The following is a 23,575-nucleotide window of genomic DNA, read 5'->3' as shown; positions in this document are numbered from 1 at the left end:
GACGAGCGCGACGACATAAGCGAACCAGCTCTCTATGCCGCCGCCGAAATAGTCGCCGATATAGACCTCGGCGAGCTTCTCGCTGGCACCGATCAACAGCCCGCCGACGATGGCGCCGAGGATGGAATCGAAGCCGCCGAGCACCAGCACCGGCAGCGCCTTCAGCACCACCAGGGACAGCGAGAACTGCACGCCGAGGCGGGCGCCCCAGAGCAGTCCGGCCACCAGCGCGACGAGGCCGGCAGCAGCCCAGACGGTCGCCCAGATCAGCGGCAGCCTGAGGCCGACCGCGAGTGCTGCGAACTGGTCGTCGGCGACGGCACGAAAGCTCAGTCCGATGCGGGTGTAGCGGAAGAACAGCGACAGCAGCAGAACCATGCCGGCGGCAACCACGGCCGCGAAGATGTCAAACTGGCTGATTAGCACGCCGCCGATTTCGAGCGGCACGTCCTCGATGCCGAGATCGAGGCCATGGACCTGCGTGCCCCATATCAGCTGGGCGGCGCCCTCGATGATGTAGGACAGGCCGAGCGTCGCCATGAACAGGGTGATTGGCGGCTTGTTGGTGAGAGGCCGCAGGACCGTGCGCTCGATGGCGATGCCGATCGCTACCATGATGGCGAAGGTGATCACCAGCGCCAGCGCGAACGGCACCCCGCGCTCGACAAGGCTGACGAAGGTGAGTGCCGCGAACAAGAGCATCGCACCTTGTGCGAAATTGAGCACGCCCGAGGTCTTGTAGATCAGCACGAAGCCGATCGCGACCAGCGAGTACATGACGCCGGAGAGCAGGCCGCCGACGAGCACTTCGATGAAGAACTGATAGTCGAAATCGGCGATCATATGCCTGCCCCGTCCTCATTGTCCGAGGCGACGCCGAGATAGGCATCGATGACGCGCTGGTCGTTCCTGACTTCGTCGGGTGTGGCGTCGGCGATCTTGCGGCCGTAGTCGAGAACGGCGATGCGGTCGGACAGGCCCATGACGACGCCGACATCGTGCTCGATCAGCACAACGGTGGTGGCGAAGCGGTCGCGCGCGGCGCGGACGAGGGCCGCCATCTCACTCTTTTCGCCCGCGGTCATGCCGGCCATCGGCTCGTCGAGCAAAAGCAGGCGCGGCTCAGCCACCAGTGCACGGGCCAGTTCGACCCGCTTCTGCAGCCCGTAAGGCAGCGTGCCCGCAAGACGATCGCGGACAGCGGTGAGATCGAGGAATTCGAGGATCTGTTCGGCGCGGCTGAGCGAGTCGCGCTGCTCGCCACGCGAACGGCCGATGCCCAGCACCTGTCCGGCAAAGTTGGAGCGGACCTTATAGGCGAGGCCGGAAGCGACATTGTCGAGGACGCTGAGGCCCTTGAACAGAGCAAGATTCTGGAAGGTCCTGGCGACGCCCAGATGGGCCAGCTGCTGCGTCGGCACCTGAGCATAGCTGATCCCGTCGAACTGGACACGGCCGCGATCCGGGCGATAGACGCCGCTTATGACGTTGATCAGCGAACTCTTGCCGGCGCCGTTCGGGCCGATGATGGCGCGAATCTCGCCGGGACGGACCGACAGGTCGATATCGGCCAATGCCACGACGCCGCCAAACGACAGGCCGATGCCCTGCAGTGAGAGCAGCGGCGAGGCGACGCCGGCAACGGTTCCCGTCGGCTCGGCGCTGTCTTCGGACGGCTGCTGCCACGAGCTTGACGGTAGGCCGCGCGCAAATACTTCCGGCGCGTAGGCTGAAGCCTCCATCACTCCTAAGGCATAACTGGGCAGAGGCATTCCAATCGTCCCCGATGTTTTCAGCAGGCGCACAAATTCCCGTGGCCGCTCGACGGATCGAGCGCACCGGGCAAGCTCCATTCGTGTGCTGGCCGGAGCCTGTCCGGCCAGCCTATGGGGTGACTACTCCGCCGCCAGCGATGCTGCCGCCTCGGCGTTTTCCAGTTCGCGGACGAGCGGGATGACATGCTTGCCGAAATACTCGACCTCTTCCTGGAAGTGCAGGAAGCCGAGCAGGATAAGATCGGCGCCGGCGCGCTTCAGGTCGACGATGCGCTCGGCGACCTGCCGGGGCGTGCCGATCAGGTTCGAGCGGAAGCCGTCATTGTACTGGACCAGATCGTCGAAGGAGGATTTCGCCCAATTGCCCTCGCCTTCCGGCGAGGCTTTGCCGGCGTTCTTGACCTCGTGGCCGAAAGCGTTGACCGCCTCGGGGTTGGCCTTGGCGATGATCTCGGCGAGCACCGCCCTGGCCTCATCCTCGGTCTCGCGGACAACCGCGAAGGCGTTGACGCCAACCTTGACGGAATGGTTGTTGGCCTTTGCCTTGGACTGGATATCGTCGACCTGCTTGGCGATCTCGGCCGGTGTGTTGCCGTTGGTGAAGTACCAGTCCGAGACGCGCGATGCCATGTCGCGCGCGGCGCGCGACGAGCCGCCCTGGAAGATTTCGGGCAGCGGATGCGGCGGCTTCGGTTTGAGCGAATATTCGTTGAAACGGTAGAAATCGCCACGGAAGGTGAAGCTGTCCTCAGTCCATATTCCGCGCAACGCCCGGATGAATTCCTCCGAACGGCGGTAGCGCTCATCGTGGTCGAGCCAGTGCTCGCCGATGGCGTGGAACTCGCCGCGGAACCATCCGGAGACGAGGTTGATCGCGACGCGGCCATTGGTCAGGTAGCTGATGGTTGAGATCTGCTTGGCCGCCAGCGCCGGGTTCCACGGTCCTGGCAGGATCGCGGCGATGACCTTGAGCGTCGTGGTGGCCGCCAGCAGATCATGGCTGAAGGCCACCGATTCATGCTGTTCGTCGGCGCCGTAGCCGGCGGTGAAACGGATCTGGCTTAGCGCATAGTCGAAGCCGGACTTCTCGGCGATCTGCGCCAGCTTGCGATTGTACTCGGCCGAATGGTTGGTGCGCTGCTCGATATTGGAAATCACCAGGCCGCCTGAAACATTCGGCACCCAGTAGGCGAATTTGATCGGGTCGGCTTCTGCGTGTGCCATGAACTGTCTCCCATTCAGGCCGTGTCGTTGATCGCTCCGGTCGCGCCGGCTTCCCAATATTTATTATGTTTATAGAATATATATACAAAGAAGGATTTTCCGTTTTTGAGGCCCTCGTGGGACGGAAATACCAATTTTGCTCAGCCAACCCGGCTTGCCGGTGTCAGCTCATGACCGGCCCCTGCGCGGCATCGGCGCCGACAGCCTCGGCTGGCGGCAGCGTTTCCCGCAGCTTGGCAATCTCGGCCGCGACCGTCTGGGCATGGCGGGCAACCTCGGGCAGGCCCATGAGTTCGCCGAAAGTCCCTCGCGCCAGCGGACCGGCGACGAAGAGTGTCGTGAGCGTCCGGCCATCCTGGCCGACGGCGCGGCTGTCGAGATCTGTCTCGATGCCAAGCCCGTATTGGTCAGCCTTGATCAGCCCGGCCTCGGCCAGCGAGCGCAATGCCGGATTGAGTTGAAGCGCCTGCCCATGGGCCGGGCCGGTTGTATTGATGACGGCATCGAAGCGCGCGGTCTCGATCCGCGTCTGCCCGCGCCGTTGAAAGCTGACCGCCAGGCTGCCGTCCTCATCGTTCGATGCGACAAGCCTGGCGGCAATGGTGTCGAATGTGCCGGCCGCATAACGGCGGTCGAGCACGGAAGCGACCTGCGGTGCGATCCTGAAGCGATGCACGTCCCAGAACACGCGCAGCTGGCGGACCAGCCTTGCTCGCTCCGGCGGGGCTAGTGCGGCCCACAGCACAGGACCCTGCAGACGCAGTTGGTCGAAGACCGATTGCCAGTTGACATTGGCCGCACGCGCCGCTGCCAGCGTCGCGCGAATGTTCTTGAGCAGGCCAAGCGCCGTCGTCGCCGGCGCGGATGCAAAGTCGCCAAAAGGCTCGCCCCTGACGTCCGGGTGGCCACGCGAGCGCAGTCCGCGGCGCGATAGCGCCAGGATGCGGCCGCGATGGCCGCGGCGATCAAGTTCGGCGACCATGTCAGCCGAGGTCAGCCCGGAGCCGACGATCAGCACCGACGCCTCCGGCCCGATTCCGGCAAGTGCTGACGCGGCGTATGGGTCGGCGATGAAACCCGGCGCTTCCGACAGCGAGTCCAGCGCGGTGGGAATTCCAGGCTGCGGATGCGTTGCCGCCAGGACGACGATGTCGGCGGCAATTGGCCCACTGGGCGTCTGCACGGTCCAACCCGCGCCACTGGCATCACGCGTCACACGCGTGGCCGGACCTTCGACATGGCGGACCGTGCCTGAGCCGAGATGCGGCGCCAGATGTTCGGCGACGTAGCGGCCGAACACGCGCCGGCGCGGATAGGCATCGCCATTCTTCCAGATGGCGTCCGTGTCGCGCTCGAGTTCTCCGCTGCCGGTCAACCAGCGCGCAAAGTGCTGCGGATCGTCGGGAGCCATACTCATCCTGACAGCCGGGACATTGACCCGGTGCGACGGCTCCTCGCTGGAATAGGCGAGGCCGCCGCCCACGAAAGAGCGTGGCTCGATCACGGAAATGGAAATGCGCTCCCGCCGATGCATTTGCGCCAGATGCCAGGCTACCGCCGAGCCGGAAAAGCCGCCGCCGACAATGGCGACGCGCACCCGACGGGCGGGAGGGAGCGCGTTCACGAGGCGCTGGCGAGCGACTTCGGCCGGTGGTCGCCGGCGATGGTCTCGCCGAACGGGCCGGTGTTGACGGACGAAGCGGCTGATTTGACCGGGTGATCGGTCGGCAGTTTCGGCAGCACCAACTCGCCAAAGCGATAGGCTTCTTCCAGATGCGGATAGCCGGAGAGGATGAAGGTGTCGATGCCGAGGCGCCGGTATTCATCGATGCGCTCCGCGATCGTGTCGGGGTCGCCGACAAGCGCGGTCCCGGCGCCGCCGCGCACCAGGCCGACACCGGCCCAGAGATTGGGCGCGATCTCGAGCTTGGCGCGATTGCCGCCATGGAGCGCGCTCATCCGCGCCTGGCCGACCGAATCCATGCGGGCAAAGACTTTTTGCGCCGAGGCGATCGTCGCGTCGTCGAGCCGGCTGATCAGCCTGTCGGCGGCCGCCCAGGCTTCCTCCGTGGTTTCGCGGGCGATGACATGCAGGCGAATGCCGAAGGAGAGCTTGCGGCCGGCCTTCTCGGCCAGTTCGCGCACGCCATCCAGCTTGCGCTCGACATCGGCGGGCGGCTCTCCCCAGGTCAGATATTTGTCGATCTCCTGCGCCGCCACCACGGATCCGGCGTCGGACGAGCCGCCGAAATAGAGCGGCGGATAGGGCGTCTGCACCGGTGGAAACAGCAGCCTTCCGTCCTCGATGCGGAAATGCTCGCCCTCGTGCTCGACCGTCTCGCCGCTCAGCACCCGCTTGTAGATCTGCAGGAACTCCTGCGTCACCTCGTAGCGCTCGGCGTGCGACAGGAAGATGCCGTCGCCCTTGTTCTCCAGCGGATCGCCGCCGGTGACCACGTTGATCAGCAGGCGCCCGTTGGAGATGCGATCCAGCGTCGCCGTCATGCGCGCCGCCAGGGTCGGCGACTGCAGGCCGGGCCGCACGGCAACGAGGAAGCGCAAGCGCTCGGTCAGGGGCACCAGCGCCGATGCGATCACCCAGGAATCCTCGCATGCCCGGCCAGTCGGCAACAGCACGCCGTAGTACCCCAGCGTGTCGGCGGCCTTCGCCACTTGCGTCAGATACGGCAGATCGACGGCCCTGCCGCCTTCCGTCGTGCCGAGATAGCGGCTGTCGCCATGCGTCGGCAGGAACCAAAGCACCTTGATGCGTTCTGGAATGTCTCTGGTCATGGCCTGCCTCCCGTATGCTGACGGCGGCCAGATATGCCTGCTTTGGTTGGGGGCAAGCGCAAAAGGGTGTGCATGGCGTCGTCCTGTCCGGGGTGGAAACCAGATCGCCAGTGCAGATTGCTTATTCCACAAATTCTGTAGAGTTAGTTTATTCCAATTCTGTTGACGGGATTAGAAATTTTCTCCATCCGCCGAACCCGACTCACTGGCTGTCACGCTTTGCCCGGGTGCGAATTGCAGGCCGAAGCCGCCCCTCGCATTAGGGACTTTCTGATTTTCATTCTAATCTGACCATTCCGGCGACCTAAGCCACGGATTTCCCATGGACCTGGATCCTTCGACTCTCAATCGGGCTGTTCCGCTCCGCGATCAGATCTATCATCAGATTCGCAACCTTATCGTCGTCGGACAGATGAGGCCCGGAGAAGTGATCAACGAGGTGGCTATTGCGGAAGCGCTCGGTGTTTCGCGTACCCCGGTGCGCGAGGCGGTCAAGCGCATCAGTGACGAGGGTCTGGTCAACATCCTGGCGCAGACCGGCACCTATGTCGCCCCGATCAGCCGGGCCGACCTGGAAGAAGCCTACGTCATCCGCCGGGCCCTGGAGATGGAAAGCACGAGGCGCGCGGCCGCCAAATTCTCACCGGCAGCCGGCGAATTGCTGGAAGACAATATGGCGGCGCACCGGCTTGCCATATCGCGGGGCAGATATGCCACCGCGATACAGCTCGACGACGTCTTTCACCGGACCATCGCCGAAATCTGCGGCCTGCCGATGATCTGGAGAGCCGTCGACATCTCCAAGGCGCAGATGGATCGCGGCCGCCATCTCGTCATCCCGAAGCCCGGCTATGGCGAACAGACGATCGAGCAGCATGAGGCCATCTTCGAGGCGCTGAAACGTCACGACGCCGAGGGCGCCGCGCGAGCGATGGAACACCATCTCGAGACATCGTTGCGCAACACGCTCGAAGTCGCGGCCGACCTTCTCGGCTGAAGCCGCCAAGGCCCGCCGCCAGGGTCGCGTGTCGGGCGGATGACCTGTTAGCGGGAATTGCCGTTTAACCCGGCAACCGGCCGAAGCCAGCGGCAAAGCGCGCCACCATCGCCAAGCCGACCTCACTTGGCCGCATCGCGGGGGCCCGGTCGTGGATCGGGATGCCGGCGCGGGCACCAAACAGCCGCTTGCCGTAGCAGATCAGGTTTTCGATGCCCTGCATGACGAAGACCGCTGCCGGCAGCATTTTTGCGTACTCGGCCTCGGCCGTTGCTTCGTCTCCGGCGCGGAAAGCCTCATAGGCCCGCACGACACGATCGATGCAATCCGGCGCCAGGATCATGCCACGGCAACCGATGCGGAAGTTGTCGATCAGTTCCAGGCCACCGCGCCCGTTGAAAACGGGGATCCGGCCTTCGGTGCGCTCGATCAGGCCGGCGATGTCGGTGACCGGGCCCTCGCCCTTGATCAGGCTTATGTTGGGATGAAGCGTGACGAGTTCGCGGATTTCGTCGGATGTCAGGCCGCGTCCGAAAAAGGCCGGAGCATTCTGGATTGCCACCGGCAGATCAGTCGCCTCGGCGACACGGCCGAAGAAGCGGATATACTCCAGCGCCCCATAGGACCCGACCGGCGGCTGCTGCAGGATCACCCAGTCCGCCCTGACGCTTTCGGCATGACGAACTTGCGCGATTTGCTCGGCCACAGAAGAGCCGAAGATGGTGAAGGCGAGCGGCACCTTGCCGGCGGTATCTTCCGCCGTCCAGTCCATGATCGTCCGGCGCTCGGCCTCTGTCAGCTTGGCGACTTCCGTCGCCAGGCCAAGCGCCGCCATGCCGTGAGCGCCGCTCGTCAAGCAGATCTCGACCTGCCTGCGCATCGCCGCGCGGTCTAGCCGTTCGTTCTCATCAAAGAGCGCATAGAGGATGACATGAATGCCATGGAAATCATCGGGTGTGAATTTTGTCATGCGGACCTCAATGGCTTTCGCGTGGAATGGCGTGGCCACGGCTTCCCACAAGGAAATCGAGATCGGCGCCACGGTCCGCCTGCAGGACATGGTCGACGTAAAGGCCTTGATAGCCGCCGCGCATCGCCGGCTCAGGCGCAACCCAGGACATTCGCCGCCGCGCCAACTCCTGTTCCGAGACGTCGAGATGCAGCTTCCGCGCTTCGACATCGAGCTCGATCATGTCGCCGCTACGGACCAGCGCCAGCGGGCCGCCGATGGCGGCTTCGGGTGCCGCATGCAGAACGACGGTGCCGAAGGCGGTGCCGGACATGCGGGCATCGGATATGCGGATCATGTCGCGGACGCCTTGCTTCAACAGCTTGCGAGGCAGGGCCATGTTGCCGACCTCGGCCATGCCCGGATAGCCTTTCGGGCCGCAATTTTTCAGCACCATGATCGAGGTCCCGTCGATGTCGAGTGAGAGATCATCGACGCGCGCCTTGTAGTCGTCGATGTCCTCGAACACGACGGCACGGCCGCGATGCTTCATCAATCCGGGCGAAGCGGCCGAAGGTTTGATGATGGCGCCATCTGGTGCCAGATTGCCGCGCAGCACCGCGATACCGCCCTGGGCGGTGAGCGCCTTGTCGCGTGGGCGGATCACTTCGGGATTGTAGTTTTGGGCATCGGCGATGTTGTCGCGCACGGCCTTGCCTGTGACCGTCAGCGCGTCGAGATCGAGCAGATCGGCGATCTCCTTCATGACGGCCGGAATGCCGCCGGCGTAGCAGAAATCCTCCATCAGGAAGCGGCCGGACGGCATCAGGTCGAGGATGGTCGGCACGTCGCGGCCGTATCTATCCCAATCGTCCAGCGTCAGTTCGGTGCCGACGCGGCCAGCGATGGCGATGAGATGCACGACCGCATTGGTCGAGCCGCCGATCGCGCCGTTGACGCGGATGGCGTTGGCGAAGGCCGCCTTCTTGAGGATGTCCGACAGGCGCAGATCCTCATTGACCATCTCGACGATGCGCCGCCCGGTCATGCGGGCAATGCGGCTGCGGCGCGCATCGACAGCCGGATAGGCGGCATTGCCCGGCAGCGTCAGGCCGAGCGCCTCGACCATCGAGGCCATGGTCGAGGCCGTGCCCATGGTCATGCAATGGCCGGGCGAACGCGACATGGCGCTCTCTGCATTGGCGAAATCCTGCTCGCTCATCACACCGGCGCGGACATCCTCGGAGAATTTCCACACATCGGTGCCGGAGCCAATCTCGCGGCCCTGGAAGCGGCCATTGAGCATCGGTCCGCCGGAAATGACGATCGATGGCAGGTCGCAGGAGGCCGCGCCCATGACCAGCGACGGTGTGGTCTTGTCGCAGCCGGCCATCAGCACGACGCCGTCCATCGGATTGCCCCGGATCGCTTCCTCGACATCCATCGAGGCCAGGTTGCGGAACAGCATCGCGGTCGGCCGCAGATTGGATTCACCGCAGGAGAAGACCGGGAATTCGAGCGGCAAGCCGCCGGCCTCCAGCACGCCGGCCTTGATGTGTTCGATCAGGCCACGGAAATGGACATGGCAAGGCGTGAATTCGGAGAAGGTGTTGCAGATGCCGATCACCGGGCGGCCGTCGAAAGCATCGTCGGGCAGGCCGTTGTTCTTCATCCAGCTGCGATGGATGAAAGCATCCTTGCCTTGGCCGCCGAACCAATGCTGCGATCGTCTCTTGGTCATGGTTTTCCCGGAATTCAGGCGGGATGCTGGAGCTGGCTCAGCCCGCCATCGACGACGAGCGTGGCCGCGTTCATGAACGGGCACTCGTCGGAAATCATAAACACCGCAGCCAGCGCGATCTCGCGCGCCGTGGCGATGCGGCCGCCGGGATGCAGCGCCATGGTGTTGGCGCGCGCCGCCGCCGGATCAGGAAAGCTGTTCCAGTAGTCGATGGCCTTCTGCGTCTCGACATAGCCGGGCGCCAGCGCGTTCACCCGCACGCCTTGCGCCGCATATTCGAGCGCCAGCGATTTGGTCAGGCCGAGCAGTGCATGCTTGGCGACGGGATAGGGAAATGTGTGCGGGATGATGGTGAAGCTGTGCGTCGAGGCGACGTTGAGGATGGCGCCGCCGCCGGCTGCTATCATGCCCGGCAGCACCGCCTTGCTGCAATTCCAGGCGCCCTTGACGTTGACGTCGAAATTGCGATTCCACTCTTCCTCGGTCGCATCGAGCGGCGTCGAGAACACATTGACCCCGGCATTGTTGATCAGCGCGTCGATGGGGCCTATCTCGGCGTTCGCCCGTTGAACGGCAGCGGCAATCGCGGCGCCGTCGCTTATGTCTGCCGAGGCATGCCCGACATGGCCTTGCGATGCGGCAAGACCAGCGACGGTCTCGTCCAGCAACGCTTCGTCGCGGTCGACCAAGAATAGCCTTGCGCCTTCGGCAAGGCAGGCCTCGGCTATCGCCAGCCCGATGCCTTGCGCGGCACCGGTCAGGAAGATGCGTTTGCCTGACAGACGCTCAGCCATTTTTGTCCCTCCAGCTTAACGCCGACCCAATGCCGACGAGCGCAGATTGTCGAGCAACACCGCCAGCAGCAGGATCACGCCGCGCACGATGTATTGGTAGAAGGCCGGGATGTTGAGCAGGTTCATGGCGTTCTCGGCGATACCCATGATCAGCACGCCGACGATGACGCCCGACATGGTGGCGCGGCCGCCCGCAAGCGAGACGCCGCCGAGCACGCAGGCCGAGATGACCGAAAGCTCCAAGCCGACCGCGGCGTTGGGCTGGCCGGAGGTGATGCGCGACGCCAGCAGGATGCCGGCAATGCCGCAGACGACGCCCTGCAGCGCGAAGATCCAGATGCGCGTCCGGTCGACATTGACACCGGCAAGGCGCGAGGCTTCGGGATTGCCGCCGATGGCCAGCGTGTTCTTGCCGAAGACGGTGCGGTTGAGGACGAAGCCGAAGATGCAAAACAGGATGGCGAGCACCCAGACCGGCGTCGGTATGCCGAGCAGTTTCGACAGCGCCAGCTGGTAGAAATCCGGGCTGTTGATGCCTACAGCGCGGCCGTCGGACGCGATCAGCGCCAGGCCACGCACGATCTGCATGGTGGCCAGCGTCGTGATCAGCGCGTTGATGCGAAACTTGGCGATGACGATGCCGTTGATGAAGCCAACGAAACCACCACAGGCGATTGCCGCCAGGAGGCCGAGCAGGATCGAGCCGGTGTAGTTCGATGCCATGACGGCGACCATCCCGGCAAAGGCAACGATCGAGCCGACCGACAGGTCGAAGTCGCGCGCGGCAAGGCAGAACATCATGGTGCAGGCGACGATGCCGACGGTGACTACCGACTGCAGCAGGCCGAGCATATTGCGGTCGGTGAGGAAGTTCGGCACCAGCAGCGACACGAGGGCAAAAGCGACGACGAAAATGACGACAAGGCCCTGTTCGCCGAGCAGGATTTTTTTCAACTGGTCGGTCATGCCAAAAGTCCTCAGGATGCGATCGCGTCGGGGGTTTTCTGATCGGGGAGAGCGGCGGCCAGGATCGCCCTTTCGGCGAACTGGTCGCGGGTGAGTTCGGCACTGACGCGCCCGCCGCACATCACCAGGATGCGATCGCAGATGCCCATCACCTCCGGCAGTTCGGACGAGACGACGACGATCGCCAGGCCGTCCTCGGCAAGCTGGTAGAGCAATTCGTAGATTTCCGACTTGGCACCGACATCGATGCCGCGCGTCGGCTCGTCGACGATGAGGACGCGCACGCCCTGTTCGGACAGCCAGCGGCCAAGGATGACCTTCTGCTGGTTGCCACCGGAGAGGTTGATGATGTCCTGCTTGCGCGACGGCGTGCGCACCTTGAGCTTCTTGATGAAGGTCTCGGCGGTGGCGATCTCGCTGGCGCGGTTCAGCATGCCGAAGCGTGTGTGATGGCGCCGCGAGGAGATGTTGATGTTCTCCTCGATCGAACGGCCCTGGATGATGCCATCGTGCTTGCGGTCTTCCGAGCACAGCACGACGCCTGCCCGGATCGACCCGTGCGGGTCGGTTGCATGCACCATCTTGCCGTCGACGGTGATGGTACCACCTGAACGCGGATCGGCGCCGAAGACGAGCCGCATCAATTCCGAGCGCCCGGCGCCGATCAGGCCGAAGAAGCCGACGATCTCGCCGGCGCGGGCCTGAAAGCTGGCCGGCGTCTTCAATTTGGCGCCAGAGAGAGCCTCGACCTTCAGGCGGACATCACCTGACTTGCGTGGACGAAACCCCCAGATGTCCGAGATTTCGCGACCGACCATTTCAGCGACGACCTGATCGCGGGTGACATCTTTCAGCGAAGCATGGTGTGCCGCGAGCTTGCCGTCGCGCAACACGGTCAGGCTGTCGCAGAGCCGGAACACCTCGTCCAGCCGGTGCGAGACATAGATGATGACCTTACCCTCGCCGCGCAGGCGGTCGATCAGAGCAAACAGGATTTCGCTTTCACGCGAGGAGAGCGACGAGGTCGGCTCGTCCAGCGCGATGACGCGCGCATCGAGCATGATCGCCTTGGCGATCTCGACCATCTGGCGTTCGCCGATCGACAGCGTCTTGACCTTGCGGCGCATGTCGATGTCGATGCCGGCCGATTTCAGCTTGGCGCCGACGTCGTCCAGCATGCGGCGGCCGGCGATGATGCCGGCGTTGGCAGGAAAACGGCCGAGGCTGAGATTTTCGGCAACGGTGAGTTCAGGAACGAGCTGTAGTTCCTGGTGAATGACGATGACTCCATTGTCGAAGGCATCCCGGGTCGAGGCATAGGCCTGGACCTTGCCATCGATGCGTATCTCGCCCTCATCGGCATGCTGGTCGCCGGACAGGATCTTGATCAGGGTGGATTTGCCGGCGCCGTTCTCGCCCATCAGGCCGTGCACGGCGCCCTTGTCGACGCCGAACGAGACGTCCGACAGCGCCTTGACGCCCGGATAGGTCTTGGTGATGTGCGAGAAGTCGAGAAAGGACACGGGCGATGATCCTTCTTTGTCATGAGAAACAGGCGGCGGGATGAGCCGCCGCCTGTTTGTACAGGGAGGATTATTCGATGCCGAGGCCCTGGCGGACCTTCTGGTAGTCGTCGCGCTTGGCGAGCGCACCGGAGGTCAGGATCAGCTTCTCCGGTTCCTTGTTGTTGGCAACCCAGTCATACATGTTGAGCGCCGTTTCGTAGCCATGGCGCTTCGGCGAGATGATCACGGTGCCGACGAAGCCGGTGGCGGTCGGCTTCTTGAACTCGTTGATCGCCGAATCCGCGCCGCCGATGCCGACGCCGATCATGCCGTCCGCCGGAATGCCGACGCTTTCCGAGGCGCGCACGGCGCCAAGCACGGCCTCGTCGTTGAGGCCGAAGGACACCCACTTCTTGATGTCGGCATGGGCGTTGAGCACGACCGTCGCGGCGTTGAGCGCGGCTTCGGTGTCGGTCTTGGCCTGCGGCGCGTCGAAAATATTCTCAGCCTTGAAGCCGTTCGCCTTGAGCACCGAGATGGCGCCTTCGACGCGATCGACTGCGGTCGGCAGTTGGTCGTAGGAGACGCGGATGGCGCCAACCTCGTCGGCCTTCCAGCCACGCGCCTTCATCTCGTCGACGATCGCCTGGCCGACGGCTTCGCCGATCTTGGTTGCCGAGATGCCCATATGCGGCACGTCTTCGAGCGCCTTGCCGTCGGCGCCGACCAGACGGTCGTCGACGGGCTTCACCTTGAGGTTGTGGGCGGCGGCCTTGGCGACGATGCCGGGGCCGAGTTTCACGTCGGGCGTGCAGACGATGAAGCCCTGGGCGCCCTGGGCGCCGAGATTGTCGATCGCCGACATCAGCTTCTCGCCGTCCTCAGCGCCGATCTTGACGAGGGTAAAACCCTTTTCCTTGGCGGCCTGGTCGGCGAATTTCCATTCGTCCTGGAACCACGGTTCCTCGGGCTGTTTGACGATGAAACCGATCTTGGTGTCCTGAGCATAGGCAGAAGCGATGGTCGTGACAGACAGCACGGCAAGCGCACCCGCGACGAGCGCGGTCTTTAGAAGTCGCATGATTTCCTCCCAGCGATAGGCCGGGCGCTCAGCCCGGATGCCGGAGTCTCTAATCGCTTTTATCATACTCGTCAATTGATCTGGTATGATAATTAAGCTACATGCTCTGATCAGCGATCGCTGGCGCAAATCATCCGCATCCGGTAAGGCCGGACCGGTTGTGCGAGATCAGTGGTTTCGCCGCCTTGGAGGAGGGCTGAGGTGACCGAAACTTCGAAGAAGACGCAAGGCGACACGGCCACCCGCCGCCCGCGCGTCATGCCCGACGTGACCAAGGCAATGGCCTCAGACATCTTTTCCGGACGCTATCCGGCCGGCTCCTCCTTGCCGACCGAAAATGAACTCGGCGTCGAATACGGCGTCAGCCGCACCGTCATCCGCGAAGCCTTGAAGGTGCTGGCCGCCAAGGGGCTGGTATTGTCGCGGCCGCGGGTCGGCACCATTGTCTGCAACGAGGACGACTGGAACATCATCGACCCGCAGGTGCTGGCCTGGCACGCACCGCATGCGCTGGACGACAAGCTGTTCGACGCCATTCTCGAGACACGCCGGGCCATCGAACCGCTGGTCGCCGAATTGGCCGCCACGCGCGCGACGTTGCAGGAGATCGCCGACCTCGAAGCGGCCTGGCGCGGCATGGCGGCCGCAGGCGAGGACCTCGTCGCGTTTTCGCGCAGCGACATCGCCTTCCATCAGATCGTCTATGCAGCGAGCCACAACCCGATCTTTCGCCAGATCGGCAATCTGATCGACACCGGACTGAAATTCTCGCTGGAGGCGACGGCGGTGATTTCGCTCGACCGGCGCATGGAAGCAGTTGCGGCGCACCGCGAAGTGGTCGAGGCGCTGCGCATGCGTGACGCCGAGGCGGCACGTGGGGCGGCAAACAAGATCCTCGATCTCGCGGCGCGCGACCTCGTCAGCGCCAAGAAACTCAAGAGCAACTGAGACTGCGCATGAAAATCATCTCGCTCACCACCTACATCGTTCCGCCGCGCTGGCTGTTCCTGAAGATCGAAACCGATGCCGGCGTCACCGGCTGGGGTGAGCCGGTCGTCGAAGGCAGGGCGCTGACCGTCGAGGCGGCGGTCAAGGAGCTGGGTGACTACCTCATCGGCAAGGACCCCCGCCTGATCGAGGATCACTGGACGGTGATGCATCGCGGCGGCTTCTACCGTGGCGGGCCGATCCTGATGAGCGCCATTGCCGGCATTGACCAGGCGCTGTGGGACATCAAGGGCAAGGCGCTTGGCGTGCCCGTGCATGAACTGCTCGGCGGCAAATTGCGCGACACGATCAAGGTCTATTCCTGGATCGGCGGCGACCGTCCGGCGGAGGTCGTGGCGGGTGCCAGCGAAATGGTGGCGCGTGGCTTCCTGGCGCTCAAGATGAATGGCACCGAGGAACTGCAGATCGTCGACAGCCATGACAAGATCGATGCGGCAGTCGAGCGGGTCGCCATGGTGCGCGAGGCCGTCGGACCCAACATCGGCATTGCCGTCGACTTTCATGGCCGCGTGCATCGGCCGATGGCGCGCGCCCTGGTCAAGGAGCTTGAGCCGTACAGGCTGATGTTCATCGAGGAGCCGGTGCTCAGCGAAAACCGCGAGGCGCTGAAGGAGATCGCAGCCCTCGGCTCGACGCCGATCGCGCTCGGCGAGCGGCTCTACAGCCGCTGGGACTTCAAGTCGGTGTTCGAGGAAGGCGTCGTCGACATCATCCAGCCCGATTTGTCGCATGCGGGCGGCATCACCGAATGCCGCAAGATCGCGGCGATGGCGGAAGCCTATGACGTGGCGGTGGCGCCGCACTGCCCGCTCGGGCCGATCGCGCTTGCCGCATGCCTGCAGCTCGACGCTGTCAGCTACAACTGCTTCATCCAGGAACAGAGCCTCGGCATCCACTACAACGCCGCCAACGACCTGCTCGACTATGCCGCCAACAAGGATGTCTTCCGCTACGAGGATGGCTATGTCGCCATTCCCGACGGCCCGGGCCTCGGTGTCGAGATCGATGAGGACTATGTTAGGGAACGCGCCAAGGAAGGCCATCGCTGGCGCAATCCGATCTGGCGCCACAAGGACGGTTCCTTCGCCGAGTGGTGATGGCTTGAGCATTTGCGAGACTGCTGGCAATCTCCACGCACAGTTGGAGGAAAGAACGTGAAGCTCAAGATCCCCTATTTCGATAATATGGAGATCGAGTTTGATGATGATGACTACGACCCGGCCGATCAGCGAGCCGCCGCTGCCCTCAATACCTTCCTGACGCTCACATCCGACGATCGGTTAAAGGACAGCCGGCACGTCTATGCCTACTATCAGGATTTCCGGGAAACAGTAGGCGGAGAAGATTGGATGGACGAGGAAATGGGAGTGCCCGAAAAGCCCGAGGATATCTGGTCCTTTGTCCATCCCAATGTGCTTGGCATCTGGCCGGGCTACGACGATGACGCCAATCACTATGTTTTTCTGGAAGCCGAATGCGGCTGGGAGGAAGAGCACGGTCTGCTGCTGGTATGGCGCAACGGCGCGATGCTGAACAAGGCCGGCAGCTTCGATGGCCATGCGACGAACGCCAACGCCTTTGCCGACGATAGTTTGCGGGACATTGTCTATAAGGCATCCAACCCGGATTATACGACGCGGGCTCCAGAAAGCTGAGCAGCGCCATAAAGATGCCAATGACGCTCGATGGAAATGGCAATGCAGAACGCGCGGGCGATGCAGGCCTTTCGCGGGACATTGTCACGGGAAATTCGAAGCACGGCTGACAGGTTCATGCCGTCGCCAGCCTAGGTCTAGAGGGACTGTTTGGTGGAGCCAATCGGGATCGAACCGACGACCTCTTGAATGCCATTCAAGCGCTCTCCCAACTGAGCTATGGCCCCACTTCCGGCAGTCAACCGGCGCCGTTTCCGGCGAAGAGATCCGGCGCGGGTTGGAGACCGCGCCGTTAGTGCAGGCGGCTTCTAACCCCGCCTTTCGTCAATATCAAGCCTTCGAGAGCCGCTTTTTCTTCGCAGGCTACGAAAGCCTGCAAACGCCCGCTTTCAAGGCCGATCAGACCTCATCGTCATCGTCGCCGACGCCGATCATGTCGGCAACGTCGTCGTCTTCTTCCTCTTCGTCGGCAAGGAAAGTGTCATCCTCGTCGTCGCCGAGATCGACGTCGTCCTCGTCGTCGCCGAGATCCGGCAGGTCGTCGCCCTTGACGTCCTCGTCGGCCTCTTCGAGCGAGACGACCTCAACGCCTTCTTCTTCCTCGGCGTCCACTTCCTTCTCGGCCACTTCCTCTTCCTCCTCGAGAGCGGCAATCTTGCCTTCCTCGAAATAGGAACGCGGATAGGTCTTGCCAGTGTAGGGCGAGACGATCGGGTCCTTGTTCAGGTCGTAGAATTTTCGGCCCGTCTCCGGGTCGATACGTTTTGTGCCAAGTTCGGTTTTTGCCACGGCAAGCCTCGTCAATAAAAGAGTGGTCCCCTTAACCACAGTTTGCAGCGCTGTCAAAGCGAAAAGCCGGCGTCACAAAACCATGCATTGAAAGGCCTCGCGTCAGGGGATGACCACGGGGGATGACCATTTCGGCCCGCCGTGATACGAGACCGCCGCAACAAATGAAAAACGCCGGCCCGCCGGCATTTCGTCCAGGGAAATTCCATGTCTCACGCCGCCGCCCCAAAGTCGGCCACCGCCCGCAGATCATCAGCGCTTTCCGGCACGGCCCGCGTGCCGGGCGACAAGTCGATCTCGCACCGCTCCTTCATGTTCGGCGGCCTCGCCTCCGGCGAGACCCGCATCACCGGCCTGCTCGAAGGCGAGGACGTGATGCGCACGGGCGCTGCCATGAAGGCGATGGGCGCACATATAGAAAAACGCGGCGCGGAGTGGGTAATCCGCGGCACCGGCAACGGCGCGCTGCTGCAGCCGGAAGGCCCGCTCGATTTCGGCAATGCCGGCACCGGCTCGCGGCTCACCATGGGCCTGGTCGGCACCTATGACATGGAAACGACCTTTATCGGCGACGCCTCGCTGTCCGGCCGGCCGATGGGCCGGGTGCTCGAACCCTTGCGCCAGATGGGCGTGCAGGTGCTGAAGGCGACACCGGGCGACCGCATGCCGATCACGCTGCATGGGCCTAAGCATGCCGCACCGATCACCTACCGTGTGCCGATGGCATCGGCACAGGTCAAGTCGGCGGTGCTGCTCGCCGGTCTCAACACGCCGGGCATCACGACCGTCATCGAACCTGTCATGACGCGCGACCACACCGAAGAGATGCTGAAAGGCTTCGGCGCCAATCTCTCGGTCGAGACCGACGAGCGCGGCGTGCGCCACATCTTCATCGAGGGCCAGGGCAAGCTGACCGGCCAGACCATCGCAGTGCCGGGCGACCCGTCCTCGGCCGGTTTCCCGCTGGTGGCCGCACTGATCGTGCCGGGATCGGACATAACAATCGAAAACGTGCTGATGAACCCGACCCGCACCGGGCTTTTGCTGACGCTGCAGGAAATGGGCGGCAAGATCGACATCTTGAACCCGCGCAACGCCGGCGGCGAGGATGTCGCCGATCTGCGCGTGCGTTACTCCGAACTGAAGGGCGTCATTGTGCCGCCCGAGCGGGCGCCGTCGATGATTGACGAGTACCCCGTGCTTGCGGTCGCTGCCAGCTTCGCCGAGGGCGAAACGCTGATGCAGGGGCTGGAAGAGTTGCGGGTGAAAGAATCCGACCGGCTGTCGGCCGTCGCCAATGGGCTCAAGCTCAACGGCGTCGACTGCACCGAGGGCGAAGCTTCGCTTGCCGTGCGCGGCAAACCGGGCGGCAAGGGGCTGGGCGGCCATCCCAACGGCCAGGACACGACGGTGCAGACCCATCTCGACCACCGCATAGCCATGAGCTTTCTGGTGATGGGCCTGGCGACGGAAAAGCCGGTGACTATTGATGACCAAGCGATGATCGCGACCAGCTTTCCCGAGTTCATGGGGCTGATGACTGGGCTGGGCGCGGAGATCGGGTGACGTTCATGGCAATCGCTAGCGTTGGAGATTGCGCTCTAACAGAGATGTCGGCGGGACAGCACCTCCCTCTGTCCTGCCGGATATCTCCCCCGCCAGGGGGGATATCAGTCGTAATCGCGGCTCTCGCCAATAGTCAACGCAGCAGAATTGAGCGGAGCGCCAAAGCCGCCAATCTCCCCCCTTGCGGGGGAGATGTCCGGCAGGACAGAGGGGGGTGGGAAGGATCGCGGCGCTTGTCTTTTTCATCGCGCCTTTCGATCGCGGCGGCCAGCCAATGAGCATCCCCTTCACCATCGCCATCGACGGGCCCGCCGGCGCCGGCAAGGGCACCCTTGCCCGCCGGCTCGCCGACCATTACCGGCTGAACCTGCTCGACACCGGTCTCACCTATCGCGCCGTGGCCTATGCATTGCTCCAGCACGCGCTGCCGCTAGACAATGTCTCGGCGGCCGAAACCGCTGCCCGCCAGGTCGATCTGGCGAAGCTCGACCGGGCGGTTCTGTCGGCGCATGCGGTTGGCGAGGCGGCCTCGAAGGTCGCGGTGTTCCCGACCGTGCGACGCATCCTGGTCGAAAAGCAGCGCGACTTCGCCCAGACACCCCCCGGCGCTGTGCTTGACGGGCGCGACATCGGCACCGTCGTCTGCCCCGACGCCGACATCAAACTCTATGTGACAGCGAGCGCCGAGGTGCGGGCGCAGCGGCGGTTGGCCGAGATCGAGAGCATCGGCGGCACCGCTGACTTTACCGAAATCCTCGCCGATATCGTGCGCCGCGACGAGCGCGACATGGGCCGCGCCGACTCGCCGTTGAAGCCGGCCGCCGACGCGCACTTGCTTGATACCAGCGAAATGGCTATAGAAGCCGCGTTTCTTGCAGCCAAGGCGATCATCGACGACGTGCTGGCCAAGAGAGACAAAGCCTGATCCGGGTTTTTCCCTCGCGTTTCCGTTGTCGGAGGCGAAGAAGACACCCATATCGGGCACGAACCAGCCTGCCAGCATTCTTCATGCGCCGGAATTGCCGCTTAAAGAGCGGCCCAGGGCTTTTGTAGCCCGGAACGCCGGCAGGCTAACGCAACGCTAACCCACGGCGCCCGTCCCGCTTGAGATGCGGGACATTCCAGGAGAAACAATGTCAGCTGCAAATCCCACTCGCGATGATTTCGCGAGCCTGCTCGAAGAATCATTTACCACAGGCCATTCCGGCGAAGGCCAGGTCGTCAAGGGCACGATCACCGCGATCGAAAAGGACATGGCCATCATCGACGTCGGCCTCAAGGTCGAAGGCCGCGTGCCGCTGAAGGAATTCGGCGTCAAGGGCAAGGACACCACCCTCAAGGTCGGTGACACCGTCGAAGTCTATGTCGAGCGCATCGAAAACGCGCTTGGCGAAGCGATGCTTTCCCGTGAGAAGGCCCGCCGCGAAGAGAGCTGGGTCCGTCTCGAAGAGAAGTTCACCAAGGGTGAGCGCGTCGAAGGCGTCATCTTCAACCAGGTCAAGGGCGGCTTCACCGTCGACCTCGACGGCGCCGTGGCCTTCCTGCCGCGCAGCCAAGTCGATATCCGCCCGATCCGCGACGTCTCGCCGCTGATGCACAACCCGCAGCCCTTCGAGATCCTCAAGATGGATCGCCGCCGCGGCAACATCGTGGTGTCGCGCCGCACCGTGCTCGAGGAAAGCCGCGCCGAACAGCGTTCGGAAATCGTGCAGAACCTCGAAGAAGGCCAGGTTGTCGAAGGCGTCGTCAAGAACATCACCGATTACGGTGCGTTCGTCGACCTCGGCGGCATCGACGGCCTGCTGCATGTCACCGACATGGCATGGCGCCGCGTCAACCATCCGACCGAAATCCTCAACATCGGTCAGACGGTCAAGGTGCAGATCATCCGCATCAACCAGGAAACCCACCGTATCTCGCTCGGCATGAAGCAGCTCGAGAGCGATCCGTGGTCCGAGATCGGCACCAAGTTCCCGATCGGCAAGAAGATCAAGGGTACCGTCACCAACATCACCGACTACGGCGCATTCGTCGAGCTGGAGCCGGGCATCGAAGGTCTCATCCACGTTTCGGAAATGTCGTGGACGAAGAAGAACGTGCATCCCGGCAAGATCCTGTCGACGACCCAGGAAGTCGACGTTGTGGTGCTCGAGGTCGATCCGGCCAAGCGCCGCATCTCGCTCGGCCTCAAGCAGACGCTTGAGAATCCGTGGCAGGCTTTCGCCTCGAGCCATCCGGTCGGCAGCCAGGTCGAGGGCGAGGTCAAGAACAAGACCGAGTTCGGCCTGTTCATCGGCCTCGAAGGCGACGTGGACGGCATGGTGCACCTTTCCGACCTCGACTGGACGCGTCCGGGCGAGCAGGTCATCGAAGAGTACAATCGCGGCGACATGGTCAAGGCGCAGGTGCTCGACGTCGACATCGACAAGGAGCGCATCTCGCTCGGCATCAAGCAGCTGGCCAAGGATACGGTCGGCGAAGCGGCGACTTCAGGCGAACTGCGCAAGAACGCGGTCGTCACCTGTGAAGTCATCGGCGTGAAGGATGGCGGTCTGGAAGTGCGGCTGGTCGACAGCGGCATCGAAACCTTCATCAAGCGCTCCGATCTGAGCCGCGATCGCGACGAGCAGCGCCCCGAGCGCTTCACCGTCGGCCAGAAGGTCGACGCCCGCGTCATCGCCTTCGACAAGAAGACCCGCAAGCTGCAGGTCTCGATCAAGGCGCTGGAAATCGCAGAAGAGAAGGAAGCCGTCGCTCAGTACGGCTCGACCGACTCCGGCGCTTCGCTGGGCGACATCCTGGGTGCCGCGCTGAAGAAGCAGGGCAGCTAAGCCCCTTCGCACAGGCTCGAAAACAAAACCCCGCCGGAGCGATCCGGCGGGGTTTTTCTTGACCGACGTGAAAGGTCGGAAGGTTACGCCCGGCCATAAAGCGGCACCAGCGTGCCGCTCATCGCCTGATTGGCCGGCGAGGCAAGGTAGGCGATGGCTTCGGCGGCGGCTTCGAGGCTAACCCATCTGGTGACATCGGCATCCGGCATATCGGCGCGGTTTGCCGGCGTGTCGAGCGTCGACGGAGCCACGGCATTGACCAGGATGCCCCTGTGCTTCAGCTCCTCGGCCATCGCCACCGTCATCGCTGCCACCGCCGCCTTGCTGGCCGCGTAGGCGACCGAGCCCGCGCCCTTGCGCGGCTGCAATGCAGCCCGTGCAGCGATATTGACGATGCTGCCTGCCGTGTCTGACGCCAGCATCGAGCGCACCGCCGCACGACAGCACAGGAAGGCGGTGCGTGCATTGGTGTCCATCATCTCGGCAAAGGACGCCGACTCGATCTTCTCCACCGGCGCCCCGGTGAAGCCACCGGCCAGGTGGATCGAGCCCCACAGGCCTGGAACCTGACTGTAGAAGGCCTCGACCTTGGCGGAGTCCGAGAGATCGACATTGTGCACCAGCTTGACACGGTCATGCGCGGTGAAAGGGAAATGTGCTGGTGCGGCGGCATGGGCATTGGGCACATGGCAGATCGCGCCGTCACTCAGCAGTTTGCCGACAACCGCACCGCCGAGTGCACCGGTTCCGCCGGTCACGACGATATGCTTGCCTTCAAGGGTTTCCGTCATCTTGGCCGCTCCTGTCATTTTTTTATCGTTAGGTCGTTTCTTCTGCCGCGCCGACGCGAAGCGTCGCGCCTTTCGCGCCATCACTCAACTGCAATCTCGACATGGCAGTTGTCGCGTCTTTGCATGCGTCCGCCCACCGGTCAGCCGTGGGATCATGCCGGCCGAGACGGGAAGCACGCGCCGCCGATGTTCAGTCAACCGTGATTTCGATGACGCGCGGCAGTCCGGTTGCCCGGGCGCGTTTCAGCGCGTCCGCCAGAGCGTCGATATCGGTAAGCCGTTCGGCGCCGATGCCATAGGCCTCAGCCAGCTTGCAGAAATCCGGCGGCGCCGGCGACACGCCGACTGGCTCGACGCCGACATCGAGCATCGAGGTTTCGATCTCGCGATAGCCGCGATTGTTCCAGACGACGAAGATGACGGGCACCCGGGCATCGAGCGCAGCGCCCAGTTCCGGCAGCGTGAACTGAAAGCCGCCGTCACCCGTGAGGCAGACGACCGGCGCCTCGGGCACCGCAAGAGCTGCGCCGATCGCCGCCGGCGGGCCATAGCCGAGCGCCCCGAATCCAGTGGCGGCATTGAACCAGCCGCCTGGCCGGTCATGGTCATAATAGAGGTTGGCGGCATAGATCGGCTGCGTCGAATCCCCGACGATGAACGCGCCCGGCAAAGCGTCGCGGATCATCTCGACGGCGCGCACCTGCCCCCGCAGGGTCGGACTGAGTTCGGCAAAGGCCGCTTCCCGCGTGGCGGCGGCACGCGACGAGCCGCCCCCGCTTGCCGGGACATGGCTGATTTGCGGGAGCAGCGCTTCGAGCGCCTCGGCGCAATCGGCCTGGATCGAAACCGTCGCCGGGCGGCGGGCAAGCTGGTCCGCGCCGATATCGATGCGGATCAGATTGGCGGGCAGGACGAAGCCGCCATCGCTGTAGCCGTCATAGTCGGTCGGGCCGAATTCGGTGCCGGCGGCAATGACAAGGTCGGCGCCGGCCATCAGCGCCCGCACTGCCTTCAGGCTGGGGCTGGCCGGCACGCAAAGCGGATGCCCATGCAGCAGGCCGCGCGCATTGGCGGTCTGGACGACCGACGCTCCCAGCCGTTCGGCCAGAC

General features: G+C 63.7%; 21 protein-coding genes and 1 tRNA gene. 7 read left to right on the top strand and 15 right to left on the bottom strand.

Translation table 11 applies throughout. The features are described from left to right. From NKJ06_RS26840 to ssuD, 5 genes are all read right to left on the bottom strand, one after another. Positions 1-843: branched-chain amino acid ABC transporter permease (locus NKJ06_RS26840; protein ID WP_352811201.1), on the bottom strand; the 843-nt coding region annotated here is incomplete at its 3' end. After that, positions 840-1,772, bottom strand: coding sequence for an ABC transporter ATP-binding protein (locus NKJ06_RS26835; protein ID WP_352628198.1), 933 nt, complete (start codon positions 1,770-1,772; stop codon positions 840-842). The genes NKJ06_RS26840 and NKJ06_RS26835, both read right to left, overlap by 4 nt. Before the next feature lie 123 nt (positions 1,773-1,895). After that, positions 1,896-2,999 carry a dimethylsulfone monooxygenase SfnG gene (sfnG, locus tag NKJ06_RS26830; RefSeq protein WP_352628199.1) on the bottom strand — a complete coding sequence of 368 codons (1,104 nt, stop codon included), beginning with the start codon at positions 2,997-2,999 and terminating at the stop codon, positions 1,896-1,898. Positions 3,000-3,162: 163 nt separating this feature from the next. After that, positions 3,163-4,623 (bottom strand): FAD/NAD(P)-binding protein, encoded by a 1,461-nt coding sequence (locus tag NKJ06_RS26825; protein WP_352811199.1) that lies wholly within the window; start codon positions 4,621-4,623, stop codon positions 3,163-3,165. Continuing rightward, positions 4,620-5,792 carry an FMNH2-dependent alkanesulfonate monooxygenase gene (gene ssuD / locus NKJ06_RS26820; protein ID WP_352628201.1) on the bottom strand — a complete coding sequence of 391 codons (1,173 nt, stop codon included), beginning with the start codon at positions 5,790-5,792 and terminating at the stop codon, positions 4,620-4,622. The genes NKJ06_RS26825 and ssuD overlap by 4 nt, the downstream gene beginning before the upstream one ends. A 322-nt stretch (positions 5,793-6,114) precedes the next feature. On the opposite strand from ssuD, the gene NKJ06_RS26815 reads away from it, so the two are divergent. Further along, positions 6,115-6,789: a GntR family transcriptional regulator gene (locus NKJ06_RS26815; protein WP_352628202.1), complete on the top strand. Its 675-nt coding sequence runs from the start codon at positions 6,115-6,117 to the stop codon at positions 6,787-6,789. Between the two features lie 64 nt (positions 6,790-6,853). Here NKJ06_RS26815 and NKJ06_RS26810 read toward each other — a convergent pair whose 3' ends face one another. The 6 genes from NKJ06_RS26810 to NKJ06_RS26785 all read right to left on the bottom strand — a co-directional run bounded on the left by NKJ06_RS26810 (position 6,854) and on the right by NKJ06_RS26785 (position 13,825). Next, positions 6,854-7,759, bottom strand: coding sequence for a dihydrodipicolinate synthase family protein (locus NKJ06_RS26810; protein ID WP_352628203.1), 906 nt, complete (start codon positions 7,757-7,759; stop codon positions 6,854-6,856). A gap of 7 nt (positions 7,760-7,766) precedes the next feature. Beyond that, on the bottom strand, positions 7,767-9,479 hold the full coding sequence (araD, locus tag NKJ06_RS26805) for an L-arabinonate dehydratase (RefSeq protein WP_352628204.1): 1,713 nt from the start codon (positions 9,477-9,479) through the stop codon (positions 7,767-7,769). A gap of 14 nt (positions 9,480-9,493) precedes the next feature. Next, on the bottom strand, positions 9,494-10,273 hold the full coding sequence (locus NKJ06_RS26800) for an SDR family oxidoreductase (protein ID WP_352628205.1): 780 nt from the start codon (positions 10,271-10,273) through the stop codon (positions 9,494-9,496). A 15-nt stretch (positions 10,274-10,288) separates the two neighbouring features. Further along, positions 10,289-11,239: an L-arabinose ABC transporter permease AraH gene (araH, locus tag NKJ06_RS26795; RefSeq protein WP_352628206.1), complete on the bottom strand. Its 951-nt coding sequence runs from the start codon at positions 11,237-11,239 to the stop codon at positions 10,289-10,291. An 11-nt stretch (positions 11,240-11,250) separates the two neighbouring features. After that, entirely contained in the window at positions 11,251-12,762 is a 1,512-nt protein-coding gene (gene araG / locus NKJ06_RS26790; protein WP_352628208.1) for an L-arabinose ABC transporter ATP-binding protein AraG, read from the bottom strand. A 70-nt stretch (positions 12,763-12,832) separates the two neighbouring features. Beyond that, a complete protein-coding gene (locus NKJ06_RS26785) occupies positions 12,833-13,825 on the bottom strand; it encodes an arabinose ABC transporter substrate-binding protein (protein ID WP_352811196.1) in 993 nt (330 codons plus the stop codon). A gap of 201 nt (positions 13,826-14,026) precedes the next feature. Here NKJ06_RS26785 and NKJ06_RS26780 point away from each other — a divergent pair, with 201 nt between their 5' ends. The 3 genes from NKJ06_RS26780 to NKJ06_RS26770 are packed head-to-tail and all read left to right on the top strand — an operon-like array spanning position 14,027 to position 16,488. Next, on the top strand, positions 14,027-14,773 hold the full coding sequence (locus tag NKJ06_RS26780) for a FadR/GntR family transcriptional regulator (protein WP_352628210.1): 747 nt from the start codon (positions 14,027-14,029) through the stop codon (positions 14,771-14,773). 8 nt (positions 14,774-14,781) lie between these two features. Next, a complete protein-coding gene (gene dgoD, locus NKJ06_RS26775; protein ID WP_352628211.1) occupies positions 14,782-15,930 on the top strand; it encodes a galactonate dehydratase in 1,149 nt (382 codons plus the stop codon). Between the two features lie 57 nt (positions 15,931-15,987). Then, the gene (locus NKJ06_RS26770; protein ID WP_352628212.1) at positions 15,988-16,488 is read left to right on the top strand and encodes a DUF6985 domain-containing protein; all 501 of its coding nucleotides are present in this window, start codon (positions 15,988-15,990) and stop codon (positions 16,486-16,488) included. Positions 16,489-16,639: 151 nt separating this feature from the next. On the opposite strand, the gene NKJ06_RS26765 is transcribed toward NKJ06_RS26770, so the two are convergent. Both NKJ06_RS26765 and NKJ06_RS26760 read right to left on the bottom strand, forming a co-directional pair. Next, positions 16,640-16,715, bottom strand: a tRNA-Ala gene (locus NKJ06_RS26765). 172 nt (positions 16,716-16,887) lie between these two features. After that, entirely contained in the window at positions 16,888-17,277 is a 390-nt protein-coding gene (locus tag NKJ06_RS26760; RefSeq protein ID WP_013528180.1) for a TIGR02300 family protein, read from the bottom strand. Positions 17,278-17,484: 207 nt separating this feature from the next. Between NKJ06_RS26760 and aroA the strand changes: the two genes are divergently transcribed. The 3 genes from aroA to rpsA all read left to right on the top strand — a co-directional run bounded on the left by aroA (position 17,485) and on the right by rpsA (position 21,674). After that, positions 17,485-18,843, top strand: coding sequence for a 3-phosphoshikimate 1-carboxyvinyltransferase (gene aroA / locus NKJ06_RS26755; RefSeq protein ID WP_352811194.1), 1,359 nt, complete (start codon positions 17,485-17,487; stop codon positions 18,841-18,843). Between the two features lie 274 nt (positions 18,844-19,117). Then, positions 19,118-19,768 carry a (d)CMP kinase gene (cmk, locus tag NKJ06_RS26750; RefSeq protein ID WP_352628360.1) on the top strand — a complete coding sequence of 217 codons (651 nt, stop codon included), beginning with the start codon at positions 19,118-19,120 and terminating at the stop codon, positions 19,766-19,768. A gap of 208 nt (positions 19,769-19,976) precedes the next feature. After that, a complete protein-coding gene (rpsA, locus tag NKJ06_RS26745; protein ID WP_013528183.1) occupies positions 19,977-21,674 on the top strand; it encodes a 30S ribosomal protein S1 in 1,698 nt (565 codons plus the stop codon). An 83-nt stretch (positions 21,675-21,757) separates the two neighbouring features. On the opposite strand, the gene NKJ06_RS26740 is transcribed toward rpsA, so the two are convergent. Both NKJ06_RS26740 and NKJ06_RS26735 read right to left on the bottom strand, forming a co-directional pair. Beyond that, positions 21,758-22,465, bottom strand: a complete 708-nt coding sequence (locus NKJ06_RS26740; protein ID WP_352811192.1) for an SDR family NAD(P)-dependent oxidoreductase — start codon at positions 22,463-22,465, stop codon at positions 21,758-21,760. 190 nt (positions 22,466-22,655) lie between these two features. Continuing rightward, a partial coding sequence (locus NKJ06_RS26735; RefSeq protein WP_352811190.1) for a thiamine pyrophosphate-dependent enzyme occupies positions 22,656-23,575 on the bottom strand: 920 nt, incomplete at its 5' end.

Source organism: Mesorhizobium sp. M0293, from assembly GCF_040321735.1.
GTDB lineage: Bacteria > Pseudomonadota > Alphaproteobacteria > Rhizobiales > Rhizobiaceae > Mesorhizobium.
This window is presented reverse-complemented; position numbering and strand designations above follow the sequence as displayed.